Source organism: Streptomyces sp. MZ04, assembly GCF_004684775.1.
Taxonomy (GTDB): Bacteria; Actinomycetota; Actinomycetes; order Streptomycetales; family Streptomycetaceae; genus Streptomyces.
Window position 1 is genome coordinate 1 of sequence record NZ_SRIC01000038.1, and the last position, 18163, is coordinate 18163.

The following is an 18163-nucleotide window of genomic DNA, read 5'->3' on the forward strand; positions in this document are numbered from 1 at the left end:
CCTCCCCCCACCATCACCCCCCGACCAGCCACGCTTCACAGGTCTTGACCAATGCGGATGAAATCCGGGTCAACTCGTTATTTCCGCAGGCCACATGGGGTTCACCTGCCGTTGACTGACGCAGACTGGCGCTGGTAGACACACACATCAACCAGCTGGCGTTCCTTGATCAACTAGCCATCCCTGCGCGAGCGATGACGCGAGGTCACCGATCCATGGACACACAAGATCAGCACGGCAGAGTACGGTCTCACGGCGCCACCAAGGCGCCACCCCGCAGGCGCGGCAACGGACCCCGCCTCCGCATCCTCCTTGCGGCCGCAGCCGCCGCCTTCACCCTCACCGCAGGCCTCGCGACGCCGCTCAACCCGGCGCCCCAGCAGGCCGAGGCCAAGGCCGACGGCAAGAAGACCCTCACCGTCGCGGTGGCGCAGAGCGTCGACTCGCTCAGCCCCTTCCTCGCCCAGCGGCTGCTCAGCACCAGCATCCACCGCCTCACGTACGAGTACCTGACGAACTACGACGCCAAGAACAACAAGGCGATCGCCGGCTTCGCCACCGCCTGGAAGCCCTCCGCCGACAAGCTGACCTGGACGTACACCATCCGGGACGACTCCAAGTGGTCGGACGGCAAGAAGGCGACCGCCGAGGACGCGGCGTGGACGTTCAACAAGGTGATGTCCAAGGAGGGCACCGCCACCGCGAACTCCAACTTCGTCACCAACTTCAAGAAGGTGACGGCGCCCAGCCCCACCGAGCTGGTCATCGAGCTGAAGAAGCCTCAGGCCACCATGGCCGCCCTGGACGTGCCGATCGTTCCCAAGCATGTGTGGGAGAAGGTCGACGACATCTCGAAGTTCAACAACGACAAGGACTTCCCCGTCGTCGGCAACGGGCCGTTCATCCTGACGGACTACAAGACCGACCAGTACGTGAAGCTGAAAGCCAACAAGGACTTCTGGCGCGGCGCACCCAAGTTCGACGAGCTGGTCTTCAAGACGTACAAGGACCAGGACGCGGCCGTCGCGGCGCTCAAGAAGGGTGAGGTCTCCTTCGTCGCCGGGCAGCCCGCGCTCACCCCGGCGCAGGCCAAGGAACTCAAGGGCACGGAGAACGTCAAGGTCAACGAAGGCCCCGGCCGCCGCTTCTTCGCCCTCGCCACCAACCCGGGCGCCAAGACCCTGGACGGCAAGAAGTTCGGCGACGGCAATCCGGCGCTCCTCGACAAGAAGGTCCGCCAGGCCCTCTTCCTCTCCGTCGACCGCGAGGCGATCGTCGACAAGGTCTTCCAGGGGCAGGCCGTCGAGGGCGCGGGATACATCCCGCCGCGCTTCTCGGAGTACGCCTGGCAGCCCTCCGCCGAGCAGAAGCTGTCGTACGACCCCAAGAAGGCGGCCCAGCTGCTCGACGAGGCGGGCTACAAGAAGAACGGCGACGGCGAGCGCGTAGGCAAGGACGGCAAGCCGCTCAACCTCCGCATCCTGTGCCACGCCACCGACCCGAACGACAAGGCGGTCGGCAAGTATCTGAAGGAGTGGTGGGGGGACTTGGGCATCGGGCTCAAGGTCGACTGCCTCGATGACGTGTCCGTGCCCTGGTACGCGGGTGAGTACGACCTCGCGTTCGACGGCTGGTCGGTCAACCCCGACCCGGACTTCGTCCTCGGCATCCACTCCTGCGCCGCGCTGCCCAAGAAGGCCAAGGAGAGCGCCGCGACCGACAACTTCATCTGCGACAAGAAGTACGACGACCTCTACGCGAAGCAGCTGGCCGAGTACGACCCGGCCAAGCGCGCCGAGACCGTCAAGGAGATGCAGTCCTGGCTCTACGACTCCGGGTACATGAACGTTCTCGCGTACCCGAACGCCGTCGAGGCCTACCGCACCGACCAGATCAAGTCCATCACCACCATGCCGACGGCCGCGGGCAACATCTTCGGCCAGGACGGATATTGGAGCTGGTGGTCCGCCGTCCCCGCGGATGGGAAGAGTTCCTCCAAGGATGGAAGCTCGACCGGTGTCATCATCGGTATCGCCGCCGCCGCGGTGGTGCTCGTCGGCGGTGGAGTCCTGTTCGCCCTGCGCCGCCGTTCGACCGCAGAGGACCGCGAGTAACGCATGACCGCTGACAGCAATCCCGCACTGCTCGACACCGAGGGCGCCGCGGCGACCGACGATCCGGCACCCGCCGGGCCGTCGGCCCGCGGCCCCCGGGCCCGTAACACCCGCGCCTATCTCCTGTACGTGGCGGGCAAGCTGGGCGGCGCCGCCGTCTCGCTGTTCGCCGTCCTCGTCACCAGCTTCTTCCTGTTCCGTCTCATCCCGGGCGACCCGGTGAAGCAGATGACGGGCGGCAAGCGTGTATCGGCCGAGCAACTGGCGGCCATGCGCAAGGAGTTCGGCCTCGACCAGCCGGTCATGACACAGTTCTTCGACTACTGCGGCAACGCGTTGACCGGCGACTTCGGCACCTCGTACCAGTTCCACACCCCGGTGCTCGACAAGATCACCGACGCGCTGCCCGCGACGCTCCTGCTCACCGGCACCGCGTTCGTCCTCTACACCCTCATCGGCATCTGGCTCGGCACCCGCACGGCCTGGCGCAACGGCGGGCTCGGGGACCGTGTCCACACCGGCCTGGCGCTCACCCTCTACTCCGTGCCGTCCTTCTGGCTCGGGCTTCTCCTCATCATCACCTTCTCGGTGGGGGTCGGTCCGATTCCCGGGCTCTTCCCGACCGGCGGGCTCGAATCGGGTGGCGAGACGGGCATCGCGTACGTCATCGACGTCGCGCACCACATGGTGCTCCCGGTCATCACGCTCGTGGCGGTCGGATACGCGCAGACGCTGCTCGTCATGCGCTCCTCGCTGCTCGACGAGATGGGCAGCGACTATCTGACGACCGCGCGCGCCAAGGGCCTGCGGGACGATCTCGTACGCCGCAGGCACGCCGTCCCGAACGCGATGCTGCCCACGGTCACGCTGATGTTCGTGAACCTCGGCACGGTCGTGGCGGGCGCGATCCTCGTCGAGACCGTCTTCTCCTGGCCGGGGCTCGGCGGGCTGTTCTACGCCGCGCTCAGCGTGCCCGACCTGCCCCTCGTGCAGGGTCTGTTCTTCGTGTTCGCCGCCGCGGTGATCCTGATGAACACCCTGGCCGACGTGATCTATCCGCTGCTCGACCCGAGGGTGGGCCGATGACGACCGAAACAGCCGAGACCGAGGCCGAGGTCAAGGCCGCGAAGAGCCCTCGGGCGCTCGCCTGGACCCGCAGACGCCACTCCGCCGCCCGCTTCTGGCGCGAGTACCGCACCCACCGCGCCGGGCTCTTCGGCCTGGCCGCACTCGTCGTGTTCGCGCTCATCGCCGTCTTCGCGCCGCTCCTCGTCGGCTCGGACGCGCAGAGCGTGACCGACGCGCCGGGCAAGCCCATGGAGTCGCCGAGCGGCGAATTCCCCCTGGGCACCGACCAGTTCGGGCGCGATCTGCTCGGGCTCCTGGTGTGGGGCGCACGGATCTCGCTCACCGTCGGGCTGCTCGCCGCCGTGCTCTCGGTGGCCATCGGCACGATCGTGGGGATCACGGCGGGGCACTTCAAGGGCTGGTACGCCACCGTGATCATGCGCGTCACGGACTGGTTCCTGGTGATGCCGACGCTGGTGCTCGCCATCGCACTCGCCTCCGTGATGTCCAAGTCCATCTGGACGATCATCCTGGCGATCGGTGTGACGACCTGGCCGACGACCGCGCGGCTCGTCCGCGCCCAGACCCTGGCCGTGGAGTCACGTCCGTACATCGAACGCGCCCAGGCGCTCGGCGGCGGCCACGGCCATGTCATGGGCCGGCACGTCCTGCCCAACGTCATGCCGCTGGTGCTCGCGCAGACCACCCTCGTCATCTCCAACGCGATCCTCACCGAGGCCACGCTGGCCTTCCTCGGCCTCGGCGATCCGACGGTCGTCTCCTGGGGCGGACTGCTCCAGGACGCGCGTGAGGCGGGCGCGGTCAGCGCGGGCGACTGGTGGTATCTCGCCCCGCCCGGCCTCGCCATCGCCGTCGTGGCGCTCGCGTTCACGCTGTGCGGGCGCGCCGTGGAGTCCGTGCTCAACCCCAGGCTGGGGGTCTCCCGTTGAGCGGTCCGAACAAGGTGACGGAGACCGGAGTGACGGAGACCGGTATGACTGAACAGCGCCTCCTCGACGTACGCAATCTCGAAGTGACGTACGCGTCCGGGGCCGCCGCCGTGCGCGGTGTGAACCTCACGGTCGACGCGGGCCAGAAGCTCGGCGTCGCGGGCGAGTCCGGATGCGGCAAGTCCACGCTCGCGCTGGCGCTGCTGAGGCTGCTGCCCGCGGGGACGAAGGTGACCGGCGAGGTCCTGCTGGACGGCGAGGACGTCCTCACCATGAAGTGGGGCCAGGTCCGCGCGGTCCGCTGGGCGGGCGCCTCGATCGTCTTCCAGGGCGCGATGCACTCGCTCAACGCCGTGCACCGCATCGGCGACCAGATCGCCGAGCCGATCCTGCTGCACAAGAAGGCGACGGCGGCGGGCGCGAAGAAGAAGACCGGCGAGCTCCTGGAGCAGGTGGGTCTGCCGGCCTCGCGGGCCGAGGCGTATCCGCACGAGCTGTCCGGCGGGCAGCGCCAGCGCGTCATGATCGCGATGGCGCTCGCCTGCGACCCGCGCCTGATCATCGCCGACGAGCCGACGACGGCCCTCGACGTGATGATCCAGGCCCAGATCCTGCGCCTGATCGAGCAGTTGGTGGCCGAGCAGGACCTCGGCCTGATCATGATCAGCCATGACCTCGCGGTGCTCTCCGACACCTGCGACCGGCTCGCGGTGATGTACGCGGGCCGCGTCGTCGAGGAGGGCCCGGCCTCCGAGGTCTACGAGAACGCCCGGCACCCGTACGGAAAGGCCCTCTCGGCGGCCTTCCCGCGCATCGGCGACACGGCGTCGCGCTTCGCCCCGCGCGGCCTGCCCGGCGACCCGCCGGACCCGTCCCTGCTCCCCACGGGCTGCACGTTCCACCCGCGCTGCACCGTCGCTCTGGACTCCTGCACCACGGAGGACCAGGTGCTGCGGGACGCGGGCCCCCGGCACCGGGCGGCCTGCGTGCACGCGGGTTCCCAGCTCCCGGCGCAGCCGACATCGGCCCCGGCGACGGCGGAGCGCACGCCGTGAGCACCGACAGATCACGCATTGAGGAGCGGCCACGCATGACCACCGATGACCCCCTCCTTTCGGCGGGCGACCTGCACATCACGTTCCCCGGCCGCCGTGGCGCGCCGCCCGCGCGCGCGGTGGACGGCGTGGACCTCGACATCAAGCCCGCCGAGATCGTCGCCCTGGTCGGCGAGTCGGGCTGCGGCAAGACGACCCTGGCCCGCTCGCTGCTCGGCCTGGTGGCGCCGACCTCCGGGAAGGTGACGTTCGGCGGCAAGCCGCTGAACTACTCGGGCCGCGCCCTCAAGGCGTACCGCAAGCGCGTCCAGCTGGTGCTCCAGGATCCCAGCGGCTCCCTGAATCCCCGCCACACCGTGTACGAGGCGGTCGCCGAGGGGCTGCGCATCCACGGGTACGGGGGTGACGAGCAGGCGGCGGTCGCCGACGCGCTCTCGCGGGCCGGACTGCGCCCGCCGGAGCGGTTCTTCCTGCGCTACCCGCACGAGCTGTCGGGCGGCCAGCGCCAGCGCGTGGTCATCGCGGGCGCGCTGGTCCTCGAGCCCGAACTGATCGTCGCGGACGAGCCGGTGGCCTCGCTGGACGCGTCCGTACGCGGCGAGATCCTCGCGCTGCTGCTCCGCCTGCGCGACGAACTCGGGCTCTCCGCACTGGTGGTGACGCACGATCTGGGGCTCGCGTGGAACATCGCGGACCGCGTGGCGGTGATGTACCTGGGCCGGATCGTCGAGACGGGCACGGTGGAGGAGGTCCTGACCTCGCCTCAACACCCGTACACCCAGGCCCTGTTGTCGGTCCTCCCGGAGGCCTCCGGCGACCCGGTGGTCCTGACGGGCGAGCCGCCGGACCCGTCCCGCATTCCGGGCGGCTGCCGCTTCCACGCCCGCTGCCAGGTCCTTGCCTCGGGCGAGGCGCAGCGGGCGGGCGTCGCGGACCGCTGCAGGACTGAGGACTTGCCGGTGCTTTCAGGCGGTGGCCGGACGCAGGTAGCTTGTCACTGGGCCGATGCTCTGGTCGCCGACAGCGCGCCTTAGCGTCGGCCGGGACCGGTTCGGGTGCGACTGCCCGCCGGTGGGGGCTTGTCGCGCAGTTCCCCGCGCCCCTAAAGGGGTGCGGGGCGCCGGAGAACTACTCGCCGTGCGCCTCGATCAGCTCCCGGGACTTCTTCACGTCTTCCGCGATGGCGACCAGCAGCTCGTCGATCGAGTCGAACTTCGCCTGGCCCCGCACGAAGGCCAGGAAGTCCACGGCCACGTGCAGGCCGTACAGGTCGAGCCCGACGCGGTCGATCGCGTACGCCTCGACCGTCCGCTCGGTCCCGTCGAACTGCGGGTTCGTCCCGACGGAGATCGCCGCGGGCATCGCCTCGCCCTGCGCGTGCAGCCACCCGGCGTAGACGCCGTCCGCCGGGATGGCGGTGTGCGGCAGCGTCTCCACGTTGGCGGTGGGGAAGCCCAGTTCGCGGCCGCGCTGCGCGCCGCGCACGACGACGCCCTCGACGCGGTGCGGGCGGCCGAGGATCTCCGCGGCGCCCGCCACGTCGCCCTCGGCGACCAGGCGCCGGGTGAGGGTGGAGGAGAAGGGCTCGCCGCCGCCCGCCTCGCCGCTCACGAACAGATCGATGACATCGACTTCGTAGTCGTACGTCTCGCCGAGCTCGGTCAGGAAGGCGACATTGCCCGCGGCCTTGTGGCCGAAGCGGAAGTTGGGGCCCTCGACGACTACGCGCGCGTGCAGCTTGTCGACGAGCACCTTGACGACGAAGTCGGCGGGCGACAGCTTCGAGAACTCCGTGGTGAACGGCAGGATGAGGAGCGCGTCCACCCCCAGCTCGGCCATGAGTTCGGCGCGCCGGTGGTGCGGGGCGAGCAGCGGCGGGTGGCTGCCCGGACGCACGACCTCGCTGGGGTGCGGGTCGAAGGTGACGACGACGGCGGGGACACCGAGGTCACGCGCGCGCTTCACCGCGCGCCCGATGATCAGCTGGTGCCCGCGGTGTACGCCGTCGTAGGAACCGATGGTGACGACGCTGCGCCCCCAGTCCTGGGGGATGTCCTCCAAGCCACGCCAGCGCTGCACTGTCTTTGCTCCTCGCCGAACCCGTGTACGTGTGTGTACGTCCCATTGCCCATTGCGCAGGTCTAAGACTGCCATGCCCGCGCGATCCGGATCGCATCGGATGGGGTGGCGGACCTCACGCCGGGACAACCGCCCCGGTGACGTTCTCGATCATGCGGCGGGCGCTCGGGCCGACGAGGGCGGCCCACTCCTGCGGGGCGTCGCACATCCACCGGGCGACGAGCGCGGCGAAGCCGGGGACGGAACGGGCCAGCTCGACCAGGCGGCGGTCGAAGCACGTCGCGCCGTCCGGGGTGCGGACAAGGAGCTCGCCCGTGCGCCGCACCAGCTCACGGACCCGGCTCGCGTCACCGCCGACGGCGACCGCGCACAGCACGGCGTCCAGGACTTCGGGCTCCCGCTCCCCGTCGAGCAGTACGTCGAGCAGTTCGGCGCGCAGGGCCCGCGAGGCATCGGTGCCGGGTGCCGCGACGGCGGAGGCGAGCGCGGCGCGCACGGCGGGCGGCCGGCTGTTCAGGAGCCCCACCACGAGCGGCAGGAGGACGGCGCGGACTCCCGGCCCCTGCTCGAGCCGCAGATCGAGGTAGGCCGCCACGTGCCCCGCCAGGTCGGGACGGAGCTCCAGGACATCGCGTACGAGATCGGCCACCCGACGCGCGAGCGCGGGCGCCGTCACGTCGGCCAGGCTGCGCAGGACGTCCCCGGGCGCGGGACCGGGACCGTACAACCGCTTCCGGAAGGCGGCGATGACGGGCTCGGGGTGGGTGTCGAAGGCGGCGACGAGCGCGCTCGGGGGCAGCTGCGGATCCCCGGCGGTGAAGCGCCGCAGGGCGGGCGGCAGATGGCGGGCGCGGGTCTGCGGGTCGCGGACGAGGAGGGCGAGCGCCGCGCCGTGCAGGGTGTCGTCGGCGGGGCGGGCGAGCAGGGCGAACGCCGCGTACCGCAGGAGTTCGCGGTCGGCGTCCGTGGTGGCGTGCGGGGCGGCGCGCAGGCCGTACGCGACGGCGGCGACGCGGCGGCCGGGCCGCTCGTCGTGGACCCAGCGGTCGACGGCCCGGCAGATGGCGGATGGCTCCTCCTCGGCGAGCACCGCGAGGAGTTCGTCGGCGCGGGGGTGCGCGGAGTCGACGAGGGCTTCGGTGAGGTCGTCGATGGCGCGGTGCCGGTGGGTGTGCAGCAGGGCCTGGGCGGCGGAGGCGACGGTGGCCTGCGGGGTCGCCGCGAGCGGGCGTTCGTCGGTGAACCAGCGGGTCAGGTGCGGCTGCACCTTGGCGGGGTTCTGCGCGAGCAGCTCGGCGACCGCGTCGAGGCATCGCCCCTGCGGGGGGCCGGGCGGGGGGTCGTGGATCACCGCGTCCCGCAGGAGGTCGAAGCGGTCGCTCTCCGGGAGGGGGAGGGCGAGCCAGAACTCGGCGGAGTGTCGCCCCTGCTGGGCCAGCTCGGCGAGCAGGGCTCGGTAGGGCCTCGCGTCGGGCACCCGGCAGACCGTCTCCACCAGCAGGTGAGTGGCCCACCACCCTGGTACATCGGTGCCCGGTAGCGGGGGCTGGGCGGACGATGCCGCTTCCGTTGTGGGCAGGCGTTCCGCACGGCGGAACGGGTGGGCACAACGCCCACTGCCGGGCGCCGATGCACCGGGCGGTACGGAGATCTCCCCGAACCGAGCCAACTCCCGCAGCCGAGCCTCCAGTTCGCCAGGCCCCCGCTGCCGCCCCAGCAGCAACAGGGCCTGGATCACCGGCCCGATCCGATGCCGGGGCACCGGCAAGGCAGCCCCCGCCCGCGGCGCAGCCGCCCCGTACCGGTGCACCAACGACCACAACGCCCCGTCCACATCCAGATGCATCCCCTGGATCCAGTCCGCGAGCTCCTCGTGCGCGAAGCGGTATCCGCCCCCCGCAGGAGTCAGCAGCCCCTCCGTGAGGACCGCGGAGGCCCACCCCGTCCCCCACGGGAACACCTCCTCGAACGAGGCCCGGTCCAGCTCCCCCTGCCCCGGCCCCAGACACCGCCGCGCCGCCTCGTGCACCTGCCCGGACACCTGCGCCGCGAGCCGCCGCACGGCCCCGCCCCGCAGCCCCTTCGCCACCGCGAGCCGCACCGCGACCCGCAGGCACAGCAGGTCCAGATAGGCGGCGAAGATCTCCTCGCGGCCCGGCCGCCCCGGCGGTGGCGCGTCCGGCAGCGCGGCGCGCACCTCGGACAGGAGCCGCAGCGCCAGCGGATGGCGGGCGTCGGCGGCGGCGAGCGCGCCCTCCGGGATGCCGTACCGCGCCCGCGCGAGCCGCGCCTGCCGCTCGGGCAGATCCCCGAGGCACACACACTCCTCCAGCAGCTCCGCGGGAAAGTGCTCCCCCGCCTGCTCCCAGTACTCCGCACGGCAGGCCACGACGAGCCGCGCCCCCGTGTCCCGCAGCCACTCGGCCGTGCCGCCGCTCCACTCCGCGAGGCGGTGCGCGAGCACCGGCGGCATCTCCTCGGGCCCGTCGAGCAGCAGCAACAACGGCCGCCCCCGGTCCCGCACGAGCCGCGCGACGCGCCCGGCCGAGATGTCCCCGAGGCCGTCGTCCGCCCCGGAGAGGAGATCATCCGAGGCCTCGACGATGCGCCCCGCCCGCTCGAGCGCCCGCTCCACCGCATCGGCCACGCCCGTGTCCGCGCCCTGCAGGTCCGCACCGCGCAGCCACAGCGTGGGGGCCGGTTCGGCGCCGCGGGCCCGGCGCGCGGCGAGGGCCGCCAGTTCGGTGGTGCGGCCGGTGCCGGGGTCGCCGACCAGGCCGAGCAGCTGCCGGGGGCCGTCGGTGAACTCCGCCAACTCCCGTGCCGTATCCGGGCGTTCGACCGGTTCGAGGACGGCGGGGCACGGCCCGTCGGAGCCCAGTGACGTCGCCGTCAGATGCAGCACGCCGGCCAGGTTGAGATCCCGGCCGTACGCCGGAACGGTCGCCGCGGCCCGCGCGAGGAGCTCGGCGAGCGGTCCGCCGGGGTCGGCCGTCGCAGCGTCCCGCAGCGGCACGGCGAAGCCCGCGGAGCTGTGCTCGCCGTGCAGCGCGGTCCCGAGGACGGCGAGCACGGCTCCGGACGAGGCGTCGACGACCGGGCCGCCCGCGGCCCCGCCGCCGAGCCGCAGCGCGTCCGCGCCGTCGGTGCCGATGGCGAGCTCCAGCGCGGCGTCGACCAGATGGAAGCGGTCCGTGGCGGTGTAGGTCACCACCGCCGGGCCCAGGATGCGCGCCTCGCGCCAGCCGAGCGCGGCGATCCGCACATAGGAGCCGACCGGAACGGCCTCGCGCACGGTGACGGGCAGCGGGCGCAGCCCGAGCCCCTCCGTGCGGACGAGGGCGAGATCGGCTTCAGGAAGGGGCACCACGGCGTCGGCGGTCACCACGCAGACGCGCTCCCCCGCGGCGTGCAGCACGAGGCGCGCAAGGCCGTCGACCGCCTCGTGGCTGGTGATCACCGTGCCCTGGTCGTCGGCGGCGAATCCGGTCCCGCGCGGCCGCCCCGCCAGGTCGCATATCCGCACCAGGGTCCTGTCGAGGGCCGCCGGGTCCCCCTGTCCCGTCATGCCCGAACCTCCCTGCCACGCGCCCCGTCCTTCCGACGGTAGGTCGGCGGTGATCAGCGGGACAGAACGCGCGGCGAACGCGCCCCCTTCCGCTCCCTCGGTTCACTCCGAGCGCCTGCCTGATGGGGTGAATCGGCGAGGCGCGATGGATACACCTTGGGGTGGGGGGAAACGTGGAGCGGCGGGCGACTGCCCGCCGCTCCACGACGAAGGCGCCAAGCCCGAGAGAGCCTCAGACGAAGACGGCCAGGCTCTTGGCCTTGCCCTTCAGCTCCTCGGCCAGGACCAGGAAGCGGCCCTCCGGATCGAACACGGCGACGGGGCCCGCACCGGCGTACTCACCGGGCATCTCGATCCGTACGCCGTTGAGCAGCAGCTTCGACCGCTTCTCGTCCACGTCCCAGCGCGGGAACGCGGCGGCGGCAGCGTCGGCCACCGGCATCACCGTCAGCTCCTCCTGGAGCTGGTCGATGGTCTTCGCCGAGTCGAGCTTGTACGGCCCGACGCGGGTGCGCCGCAGCGCGGTCAGATGGCCGCCGACCCCGAGGTCGGCGCCGAGGTCGCGGGCCAGGGCGCGGATGTACGTCCCGGACGAGCAGACGACCGACACGACCAGGTCGAGTACGGGCGTGCCGTCCTCGGCGACGGCGTCCCTGACGTCGTACACGGTGAACGAGGAGATCTTCACGGGCCTGGCCGGGATCTCGAAGTCCTCGCCCTTGCGGGCGCGCGCGTACGACCGCTTGCCGTCGATCTTGATGGCGCTGACCTTCGACGGCACCTGCATGATGTCGCCGGACAGCTTGGCGATCCCCGCGTCGATGGCGTCCCGCCTGATCCGCGAGGCGTCGGCCGACGAGGTGATCTCGCCCTCGGCGTCGTCCGTGACCGTGTCCTGGCCGAGCCGGATCGTGCCGAGGTACTCCTTCTCCGTCAGCGCGAGATGGCCGAGGAGCTTGGTGGCCCGCTCGACGCCGAGGACCAGGACACCCGTCGCCATCGGGTCGAGGGTGCCCGCGTGGCCCACGCGGCGGGTCTTGGCGATCCCGCGCATCTTGGCGACCACGTCATGCGAAGTGAAGCCGGACGGCTTGTCGACGATGACAAGGCCGTCCGGCGTCTTGTTGCTGGTGCTGCTCATGCGGTGGCGTTGCCGTCCGTTTCTTCGTCGGACTCGTCCTCGGGCTTGCGGTACGGGTCGGCGTCGCCGGCGAACTCGGCGCCCGCGGACACCTCGCGCACCTTCTCGTCCGAGAGCCGCGCCTTGTCGAGGAGGTCCTCGATCGCCCGTGCGTTGTCCGGCAGGGCGTCCGCCACGAAGGCGAGGCTCGGCGTGAACTTCACGCCCGCGGCCGCGCCGACCGCCGAACGGAGGACGCCCTTGGCGCTCTCCAGGCCCGCGGCGGCCGCCGCGCGGTCCTCGTCGTCGCCGTAGACCGTGTAGAAGACGGTCGCCTCCCGCAGGTCACCCGTGACCCGGGTGTCCGTGATGGTCACATGCGTACCGAGCCGCGGGTCCTTGATCCCGCGCTGCAGCTTCTGGGCAACCACCTCTCGGATGAGGTCCGCCAGCCTTTTCGCGCGCGCGTTGTCGGCCACTGCTCCGTCTCCTTCTTCGCCTTGCTGTGCAATCAGTCTTCGTCGCTGTGGAGCCTGCGTCGAACGGAGAGCAGCTCCACCTCCGGACGGGCGGCGACCAGGCGCTCGCACCGGTCCAGTACGTCGGTGAGGTGCCCCGTCTCCCCGGAGACGATCGCCAGGCCGATCTCGGCCCTGCGATGGAGGTCCTGGTTCCCGGTCTCCGCCGCACTCACCGCGTACTTGCGCTGGAGTTCGGCGACGATCGGTCGGACGACGGAGCGTTTCTCCTTCAGCGATCGAACGTCGCCGAGGAGCAGATCGAAGGACAGTGTCCCCACATACATGTATGTCCGGATGTCCCGCCGGTTCGGGTTCGTGCCCCGCCAACCACTTGGCAGGGACACAAGAACCGTACACGGAACGGCCGGGGCCGATCGACGGGATTTACCTCCCCTCGACCGGCCCCGGTTCGAGCTGCGTTGATCAGCCGCGAGGCTTCTCGCGCATCTCGTACGTCGCGATGACGTCGTCGATCTTGATGTCGTTGAAGTTGCCGAGGTTGATACCGCCCTCGAACCCTTCGCGGATCTCGGTGACGTCGTCCTTGAAGCGGCGCAGACCGGAGATGTTGAGGCTCTCCGCGATGACCTTGCCGTCGCGGATGAGGCGCGCCTTGGTGTTGCGCTTGACCTCGCCCGACCGGACAAGAACACCGGCGATGTTGCCCAGCTTGGACGAGCGGAAGACCTCGCGGATCTCCGCCGTGCCGAGCTCGACCTCTTCGTACTCCGGCTTGAGCATGCCCTTGAGGGCCGCTTCGATCTCTTCGATCGCCTGGTAGATGACCGAGTAGTACCGGACGTCCACGCCTTCGCGCTCGGCCATCTGCGCGGCACGACCGGCCGCACGGACGTTGAAGCCGATCACGATCGCGTCGGAGCCGGTCGCCAGGTCGATGTCCGACTCGGTGACCGCACCCACGCCGCGGTGCAGGACGCGGATGTCGACCTCTTCGCCGACGTCGAGCTGGAGCAGCGAGGACTCGAGAGCCTCCACCGAACCGGACGCGTCGCCCTTGATGATGAGGTTGAGTTCCTGCACCAGACCGGCCTTGAGGGCCTCGTCCAGGTTCTCCAGGGAGAACCGCACACCCTTGCGGGCGAAGCGGACGTTGCGCTCACGGGCGGCACGCTTCTCGGCGATCTGACGGGCCGTACGGTCCTCGTCGACGACCAGGAAGTTGTCGCCGGCACCCGGGACGTTGGTGAGACCGAGGACGAGGACCGGGGTCGAGGGACCCGCCTCTTCCACGTTCTCGCCCTTGTCGTCGAGCATCGCGCGGACACGGCCGTACGCGTCGCCGACCACCATGGTGTCGCCGACCCGCAGAGTGCCTCGCTGGACCAGGACGGTCGCGACGGCGCCGCGGCCCTTGTCCAGGTGGGACTCGATCGCAATACCCTGCGCGTCCTGCTCCGGGTTGGCCCGCAGGTCGAGCGAGGCGTCCGCGGTGAGGACCACGGCCTCCAGCAGGCTCTCGATGTTGAGGCCCTGCTTGGCGGAGATGTCGACGAACATCGTGTCGCCGCCGTACTCCTCGGCCACCAGACCGAACTCGGTGAGCTGACCGCGCACCTTGGTCGGGTCGGCACCCTCGACGTCGATCTTGTTGACCGCGACCACGATCGGCACGTCGGCCGCCTTGGCGTGGTTCAGCGCCTCGATCGTCTGCGGCATCACACCGTCGTTCGCCGCGACCACGAGGATCGCGATGTCGGTGGACTTCGCACCACGGGCACGCATGGCGGTGAACGCCTCGTGACCGGGGGTGTCGATGAAGGTGATCTTGCGGTCTTCGCCGTTGACCTCGGCGCCGACCTGGTACGCACCGATGTGCTGCGTGATGCCGCCGGCCTCGCCCGCGATGACGTTCGTCTTGCGGATCGCGTCCAGGAGGCGGGTCTTACCGTGGTCGACGTGACCCATGACGGTCACGACCGGCGGACGCGCGACGAGAGCCTCGTCGCCGCCCTCGTCCTCGCCGAACTCGATGTCGAAGGACTCGAGCAGCTCGCGGTCCTCCTCCTCCGGGCTGACGATCTCGAGGACGAAGTTCATCTCGTCCGCGAGCAGCTTCAGCGTCTCGTCCGGGACGGACTGCGTGGCAGTGACCATCTCGCCGAGGTTCATCATCACGCCGACGAGCGACGCCGGGTTGGCGTTGATCTTCTCGGCGAAGTCGGTCAGCGAGGCACCACGGGACAGGCGGACCGCCTGGCCGTTGCCGCGCGGCAGCATGACGCCGCCGACCGACGGGGCCTGCATCGACTCGTACTCCTGGCGCCTCTGCCGCTTCGACTTGCGACCACGACGCGCGGGACCGCCGGGACGGCCGAAGGCGCCCTGCGTGCCACCACGGCCACCCGGACCACCGGGACGGCCACCGAAGCCGGGACGGCCACCGCCGCCACCGGGACGACCGGCGAAGCCGCCGCCACCGCCGCCGCCACCGGGACCAGCGGGACGACCGGCGAAGCCGCCGCCACCGCCGCCGGGACGACCGGCGAAGCCGCCGCCGCCACCGGGACGACCGCCGCCGCCGCCACCACCGGGACGACCGCCACCACCGGGACCACGGCCACCGCCGGGGCCACCACCGGGACGCGGTCCCGCAGCGGGACGCTGCGGCATCATGCCCGGGTTGGGACGGTTACCACCGGGAGCACCGCCCGGACGGGGAGCGCCGCCCTGCGGGCGAGGCATGCCGCCGGGGCTGGGGCGAGCGCCGCCCTGACCCTGCGGACGAGGAGCACCCTGGCCGCCCTGGCCCTGCGGGCGCGGGGCGCCGCCGGGACCGCCGGGGCCACCCTGGCCACCGGGGCGAGGGGCGCCGCCCGGACGGGGCGCCTGCGGGCGCGCCATGCCGGTGGAGCCACCAGAGGTGAAGGGGTTGTTGCCGGGACGCGGTCCTGCCGGACGGCCACCGGGGCGCGGAGCGCCACCCTGGCCGCCGGGACGCGGAGCGCCACCCTGACGGTCGCCGCGGTCGCCACGACCGCCCTGACCCTGACCACCCTGGCCGGGGGCCGGACGGCCACCGGGCTTCGGGGCACCCGGGCGGGCGCCCGGACGGGGTCCTGCCGGAGCCGAGGAGGCTGCCGGGGCTACCGGAGCGGCCGGCGGAGCGGTGAACTCCGGGGCGGCCGGAGCCGGGGTGACCGGAGCCGGGGTGACCGGCGCGACGGGGGCAGCCGGAGCTGCCGGAGCCGGCTTGGGCGTCGGCGGCTTGGGGCCGGGACGCGGGCCGGGAGCCGCCGGGGAGGCGGCAGGCTTGTCGGCCGCGACGGCGGGCTTGGGCGCCGGCGGCTTGGGCGCGGCCGGACCCGGACGGGCGGCCTGCGCGGGAGAGGGGGCCGACGGCGTCGCCGGCTTGGGGGCGGCCTGCTTGCGCGGCGCTCCCGGCTTGGCGGCGGCGGGCTTGCCGTTGCCACCCTGCTGCAATGCGTCAGTCAATTTGCGTACTACGGGCGCCTCGATCGTCGAGGACGCCGAACGTACGAATTCACCGAGTTCTTGGAGCTTGGCCATGACGACCTTGCTCTCTACGCCGAACTCCTTGGCGAGCTCGTATACCCGGACCTTAGCCACTTCGCTCCTTTTAGGTCCGGGTTACGCCGGACCGTCGCTACTTCATGGGCGTACTCATCGCGTGCTCATCGAGTGCTCATCGCAATCTCGACCTACTTCCAACTCGCGGAATACCAGGGCCGCGCGGGGTTCCGCGCGACCTTCCTTACGGTGTTGCCTGCTGGGCAACTGACTCGACGACTCGGCGCAACTCCGCCGTGTCGAGCGGACCCGGGACTCGGAAGGCCCTCGGGAACGCCCGGCGGCGGACCGCCAGGTCGAGACAGACCGGGACGGGGTGTATATACGCACCCCGGCCGGGCAGCGTACCGCTTGGATCAGGGACGCAGGCGCCCCTTTTCGCCACGATGCGCAGCAGATCGCTCTTGGCCGCTCGCTCCCGGCACCCCACACAGGTGCGCTCAGGGCATGCGCGGGCTTGCGTCCGGCCAGACACGATTAAGTCTACCTCCCCGCACCGGCCTCACCCCTTTGGGGCAAAAATCGAACGGTTGTTGTCTTGATCAGAGCTCGGTCGGTCCTCGATCAGGAGTCGGCCGAGTCCTGGGGCTGCTCGGTGTCCGGGCGGATGTCGATCCGCCAGCCGGTGAGCCGCGCGGCGAGGCGGGCGTTCTGGCCCTCCTTGCCGATGGCGAGGGACAGCTGGTAATCGGGCACCGTCACCCGCGCGGAACGGGCCGCGAGGTCGACGATCTCCACCTTGCTGACCCGCGCCGGGGACAGCGCGTGGGCGACCATCTCGCCGGGGTCGTCCGACCAGTCGACGATGTCGATCTTCTCGCCGTTCAGCTCCGCCATGACGTTGCGCACACGCTGGCCCATCGGACCGATGCAGGCGCCCTTGGCGTTGAGCCCGGACCGGGTGGAGCGCACCGCGATCTTGGTGCGGTGACCGGCCTCGCGGGCGATGGCCGAGATCTCGACGGACCCGTCGGCGATCTCCGGCACCTCGAGCGCGAAGAGCTTCTTGACGAGGCTCGGGTGCGTACGGGACAGCGTCACGGAGGGTCCGCGGACACCCTTGGCCACCCGGACGACGTACGAACGAAGGCGCATCCCGTGCGGGTACTCCTCGCCCGGCACCTGCTCCTGCACCGGCAGGATCGCCTCGAGCTTGCCGATGTCGACCAGGACGTTCTTCGGGTCGCGGCCCTGCTGGACGACGCCCGTGACGATGTCGCCCTCGCGGCCCGCGTACTCACCGAGCGTCGCGTCGTCCTCGGCGTCGCGCAGGCGCTGCAGGATGACCTGCTTGGCGGTCGTCGCGGCGATGCGGCCGAAGTCCGACGGGGTGTCGTCGAACTCCTTGGGCTCCTGGCCCTCTTCGAGATCCGCCGGGTCCTCCGTCGCCCACACCGTCACATGGCCGCTGTCGCGGTCCAGCTTCACGCGGGCGCGACGGAAGCTGCCGTCGGTGCGGTGGTAGGCGATGAGGAGGGCCGACTCGATCGCCTCGACCAGCAGGTCGAAGGAGATCTCCTTCTCCCGGACCAGACCCCGCAGGGCACTCATGTCGATGTCCACGGCTACGCCTCCTCTTCCTTCTTGTCCTTGCGGTTGAACTCGACCTCGACGCGCGCCTTGGCGATCGCGTCGAAGGTGAGCCTGCGGGCGGTGGGCTTGCGCCCCTTCACGCCCGGTACTTCCAGATCCACGCCTTCGTCGTCCACCTCGAGGATGCGCGCGATCAACTCGTCGCCGCCCTCCGTCAGCTGGAACTTCACGAGGCGGCCCACGGCACGCAGATAGTGGCGGTGCTCCGTCAGCGGGCGCTCGGCGCCCGGGGAGCCGACTTCGAGGGTGTACTCCCCCTCGCCCATCGCGTCGCTCTCGTCGAGCTTCTCGGAGAGTTCGCGGCTGACATCGGCGATCTGATCCAGGTCCACGCCGTCGTCGGAGTCGATGACGACGCGCAGCACCCGCTTGCGTCCGACCGAGGCCACTTCGATCTCTTCGAGATCCAGTTCCTTCGAGCTGACGAGCGGTTCCAGCAGTTCTCGCAGCCTCTCGCTCTGGGTGGTGCTCATCCGGGTGACTCCTCGGCCGCGTGTGCTGTTGTGGGATCGTCGCGTGTCAGGTCAAAGGGTATCCGGTCCCGAA

Annotated in this window: 14 protein-coding genes; 5 read left to right on the top strand and 9 right to left on the bottom strand. The window is 71.2% G+C overall.

Going from position 1 to position 18163, the window contains the following annotated elements; genetic code table 11:
• The first annotated feature begins 215 nt into the window (after positions 1–215).
• The 5 genes from E2651_RS11470 to E2651_RS11490 are packed head-to-tail and all read left to right on the top strand — an operon-like array spanning position 216 to position 6221.
• The gene (locus E2651_RS11470) at positions 216–2114 is read left to right on the top strand and encodes an ABC transporter substrate-binding protein (protein ID WP_135330974.1); all 1899 of its coding nucleotides are present in this window, start codon (positions 216–218) and stop codon (positions 2112–2114) included.
• A 3-nt stretch (positions 2115–2117) separates the two neighbouring features.
• Positions 2118–3200 carry an ABC transporter permease gene (locus E2651_RS11475; RefSeq protein WP_135330975.1) on the top strand — a complete coding sequence of 361 codons (1083 nt, stop codon included), beginning with the start codon at positions 2118–2120 and terminating at the stop codon, positions 3198–3200.
• Positions 3197–4132: an ABC transporter permease gene (locus tag E2651_RS11480; RefSeq protein WP_135330976.1), complete on the top strand. Its 936-nt coding sequence runs from the start codon at positions 3197–3199 to the stop codon at positions 4130–4132. Before E2651_RS11475 ends, E2651_RS11480 begins: the two co-directional genes overlap by 4 nt.
• Positions 4133–4176: 44 nt before the next feature.
• Positions 4177–5187, top strand: coding sequence for an ABC transporter ATP-binding protein (locus E2651_RS11485; RefSeq protein WP_135330977.1), 1011 nt, complete (start codon positions 4177–4179; stop codon positions 5185–5187).
• 35 nt (positions 5188–5222) lie between these two features.
• Positions 5223–6221: an ABC transporter ATP-binding protein gene (locus E2651_RS11490; RefSeq protein ID WP_135330978.1), complete on the top strand. Its 999-nt coding sequence runs from the start codon at positions 5223–5225 to the stop codon at positions 6219–6221.
• 94 nt (positions 6222–6315) lie between these two features.
• Here the strand turns inward: E2651_RS11490 and E2651_RS11495 are convergent, their stop codons facing one another.
• The 9 genes from E2651_RS11495 to rimP all read right to left on the bottom strand — a co-directional run bounded on the left by E2651_RS11495 (position 6316) and on the right by rimP (position 18090).
• The gene (locus E2651_RS11495; protein ID WP_135330979.1) at positions 6316–7266 is read right to left on the bottom strand and encodes a bifunctional riboflavin kinase/FAD synthetase; all 951 of its coding nucleotides are present in this window, start codon (positions 7264–7266) and stop codon (positions 6316–6318) included.
• A gap of 115 nt (positions 7267–7381) precedes the next feature.
• The gene (locus E2651_RS11500; protein WP_167828767.1) at positions 7382–10834 is read right to left on the bottom strand and encodes a trypsin-like peptidase domain-containing protein; all 3453 of its coding nucleotides are present in this window, start codon (positions 10832–10834) and stop codon (positions 7382–7384) included.
• A gap of 232 nt (positions 10835–11066) precedes the next feature.
• Complete coding sequence (gene truB / locus E2651_RS11505; protein ID WP_135330980.1) at positions 11067–11975, bottom strand: tRNA pseudouridine(55) synthase TruB; 909 nt, start codon at positions 11973–11975, stop codon at positions 11067–11069.
• Positions 11972–12433: a 30S ribosome-binding factor RbfA gene (rbfA, locus tag E2651_RS11510; RefSeq protein WP_135330981.1), complete on the bottom strand. Its 462-nt coding sequence runs from the start codon at positions 12431–12433 to the stop codon at positions 11972–11974. Before rbfA ends, truB begins: the two co-directional genes overlap by 4 nt.
• A 32-nt stretch (positions 12434–12465) precedes the next feature.
• Positions 12466–12759, bottom strand: a complete 294-nt coding sequence (locus tag E2651_RS11515) for a DUF503 domain-containing protein (RefSeq protein WP_135330982.1) — start codon at positions 12757–12759, stop codon at positions 12466–12468.
• A 139-nt stretch (positions 12760–12898) separates the two neighbouring features.
• Positions 12899–16063 carry a translation initiation factor IF-2 gene (infB, locus tag E2651_RS11520; protein WP_135330983.1) on the bottom strand — a complete coding sequence of 1055 codons (3165 nt, stop codon included), beginning with the start codon at positions 16061–16063 and terminating at the stop codon, positions 12899–12901.
• A gap of 145 nt (positions 16064–16208) precedes the next feature.
• The gene (locus tag E2651_RS11525) at positions 16209–16499 is read right to left on the bottom strand and encodes a YlxR family protein (RefSeq protein WP_135330984.1); all 291 of its coding nucleotides are present in this window, start codon (positions 16497–16499) and stop codon (positions 16209–16211) included.
• Between the two features lie 89 nt (positions 16500–16588).
• Complete coding sequence (gene nusA / locus E2651_RS11530) at positions 16589–17587, bottom strand: transcription termination factor NusA (protein ID WP_135330985.1); 999 nt, start codon at positions 17585–17587, stop codon at positions 16589–16591.
• Between the two features lie 2 nt (positions 17588–17589).
• On the bottom strand, positions 17590–18090 hold the full coding sequence (rimP, locus tag E2651_RS11535; protein WP_135330986.1) for a ribosome maturation factor RimP: 501 nt from the start codon (positions 18088–18090) through the stop codon (positions 17590–17592).
• Positions 18091–18163 lie beyond the last annotated feature (73 nt).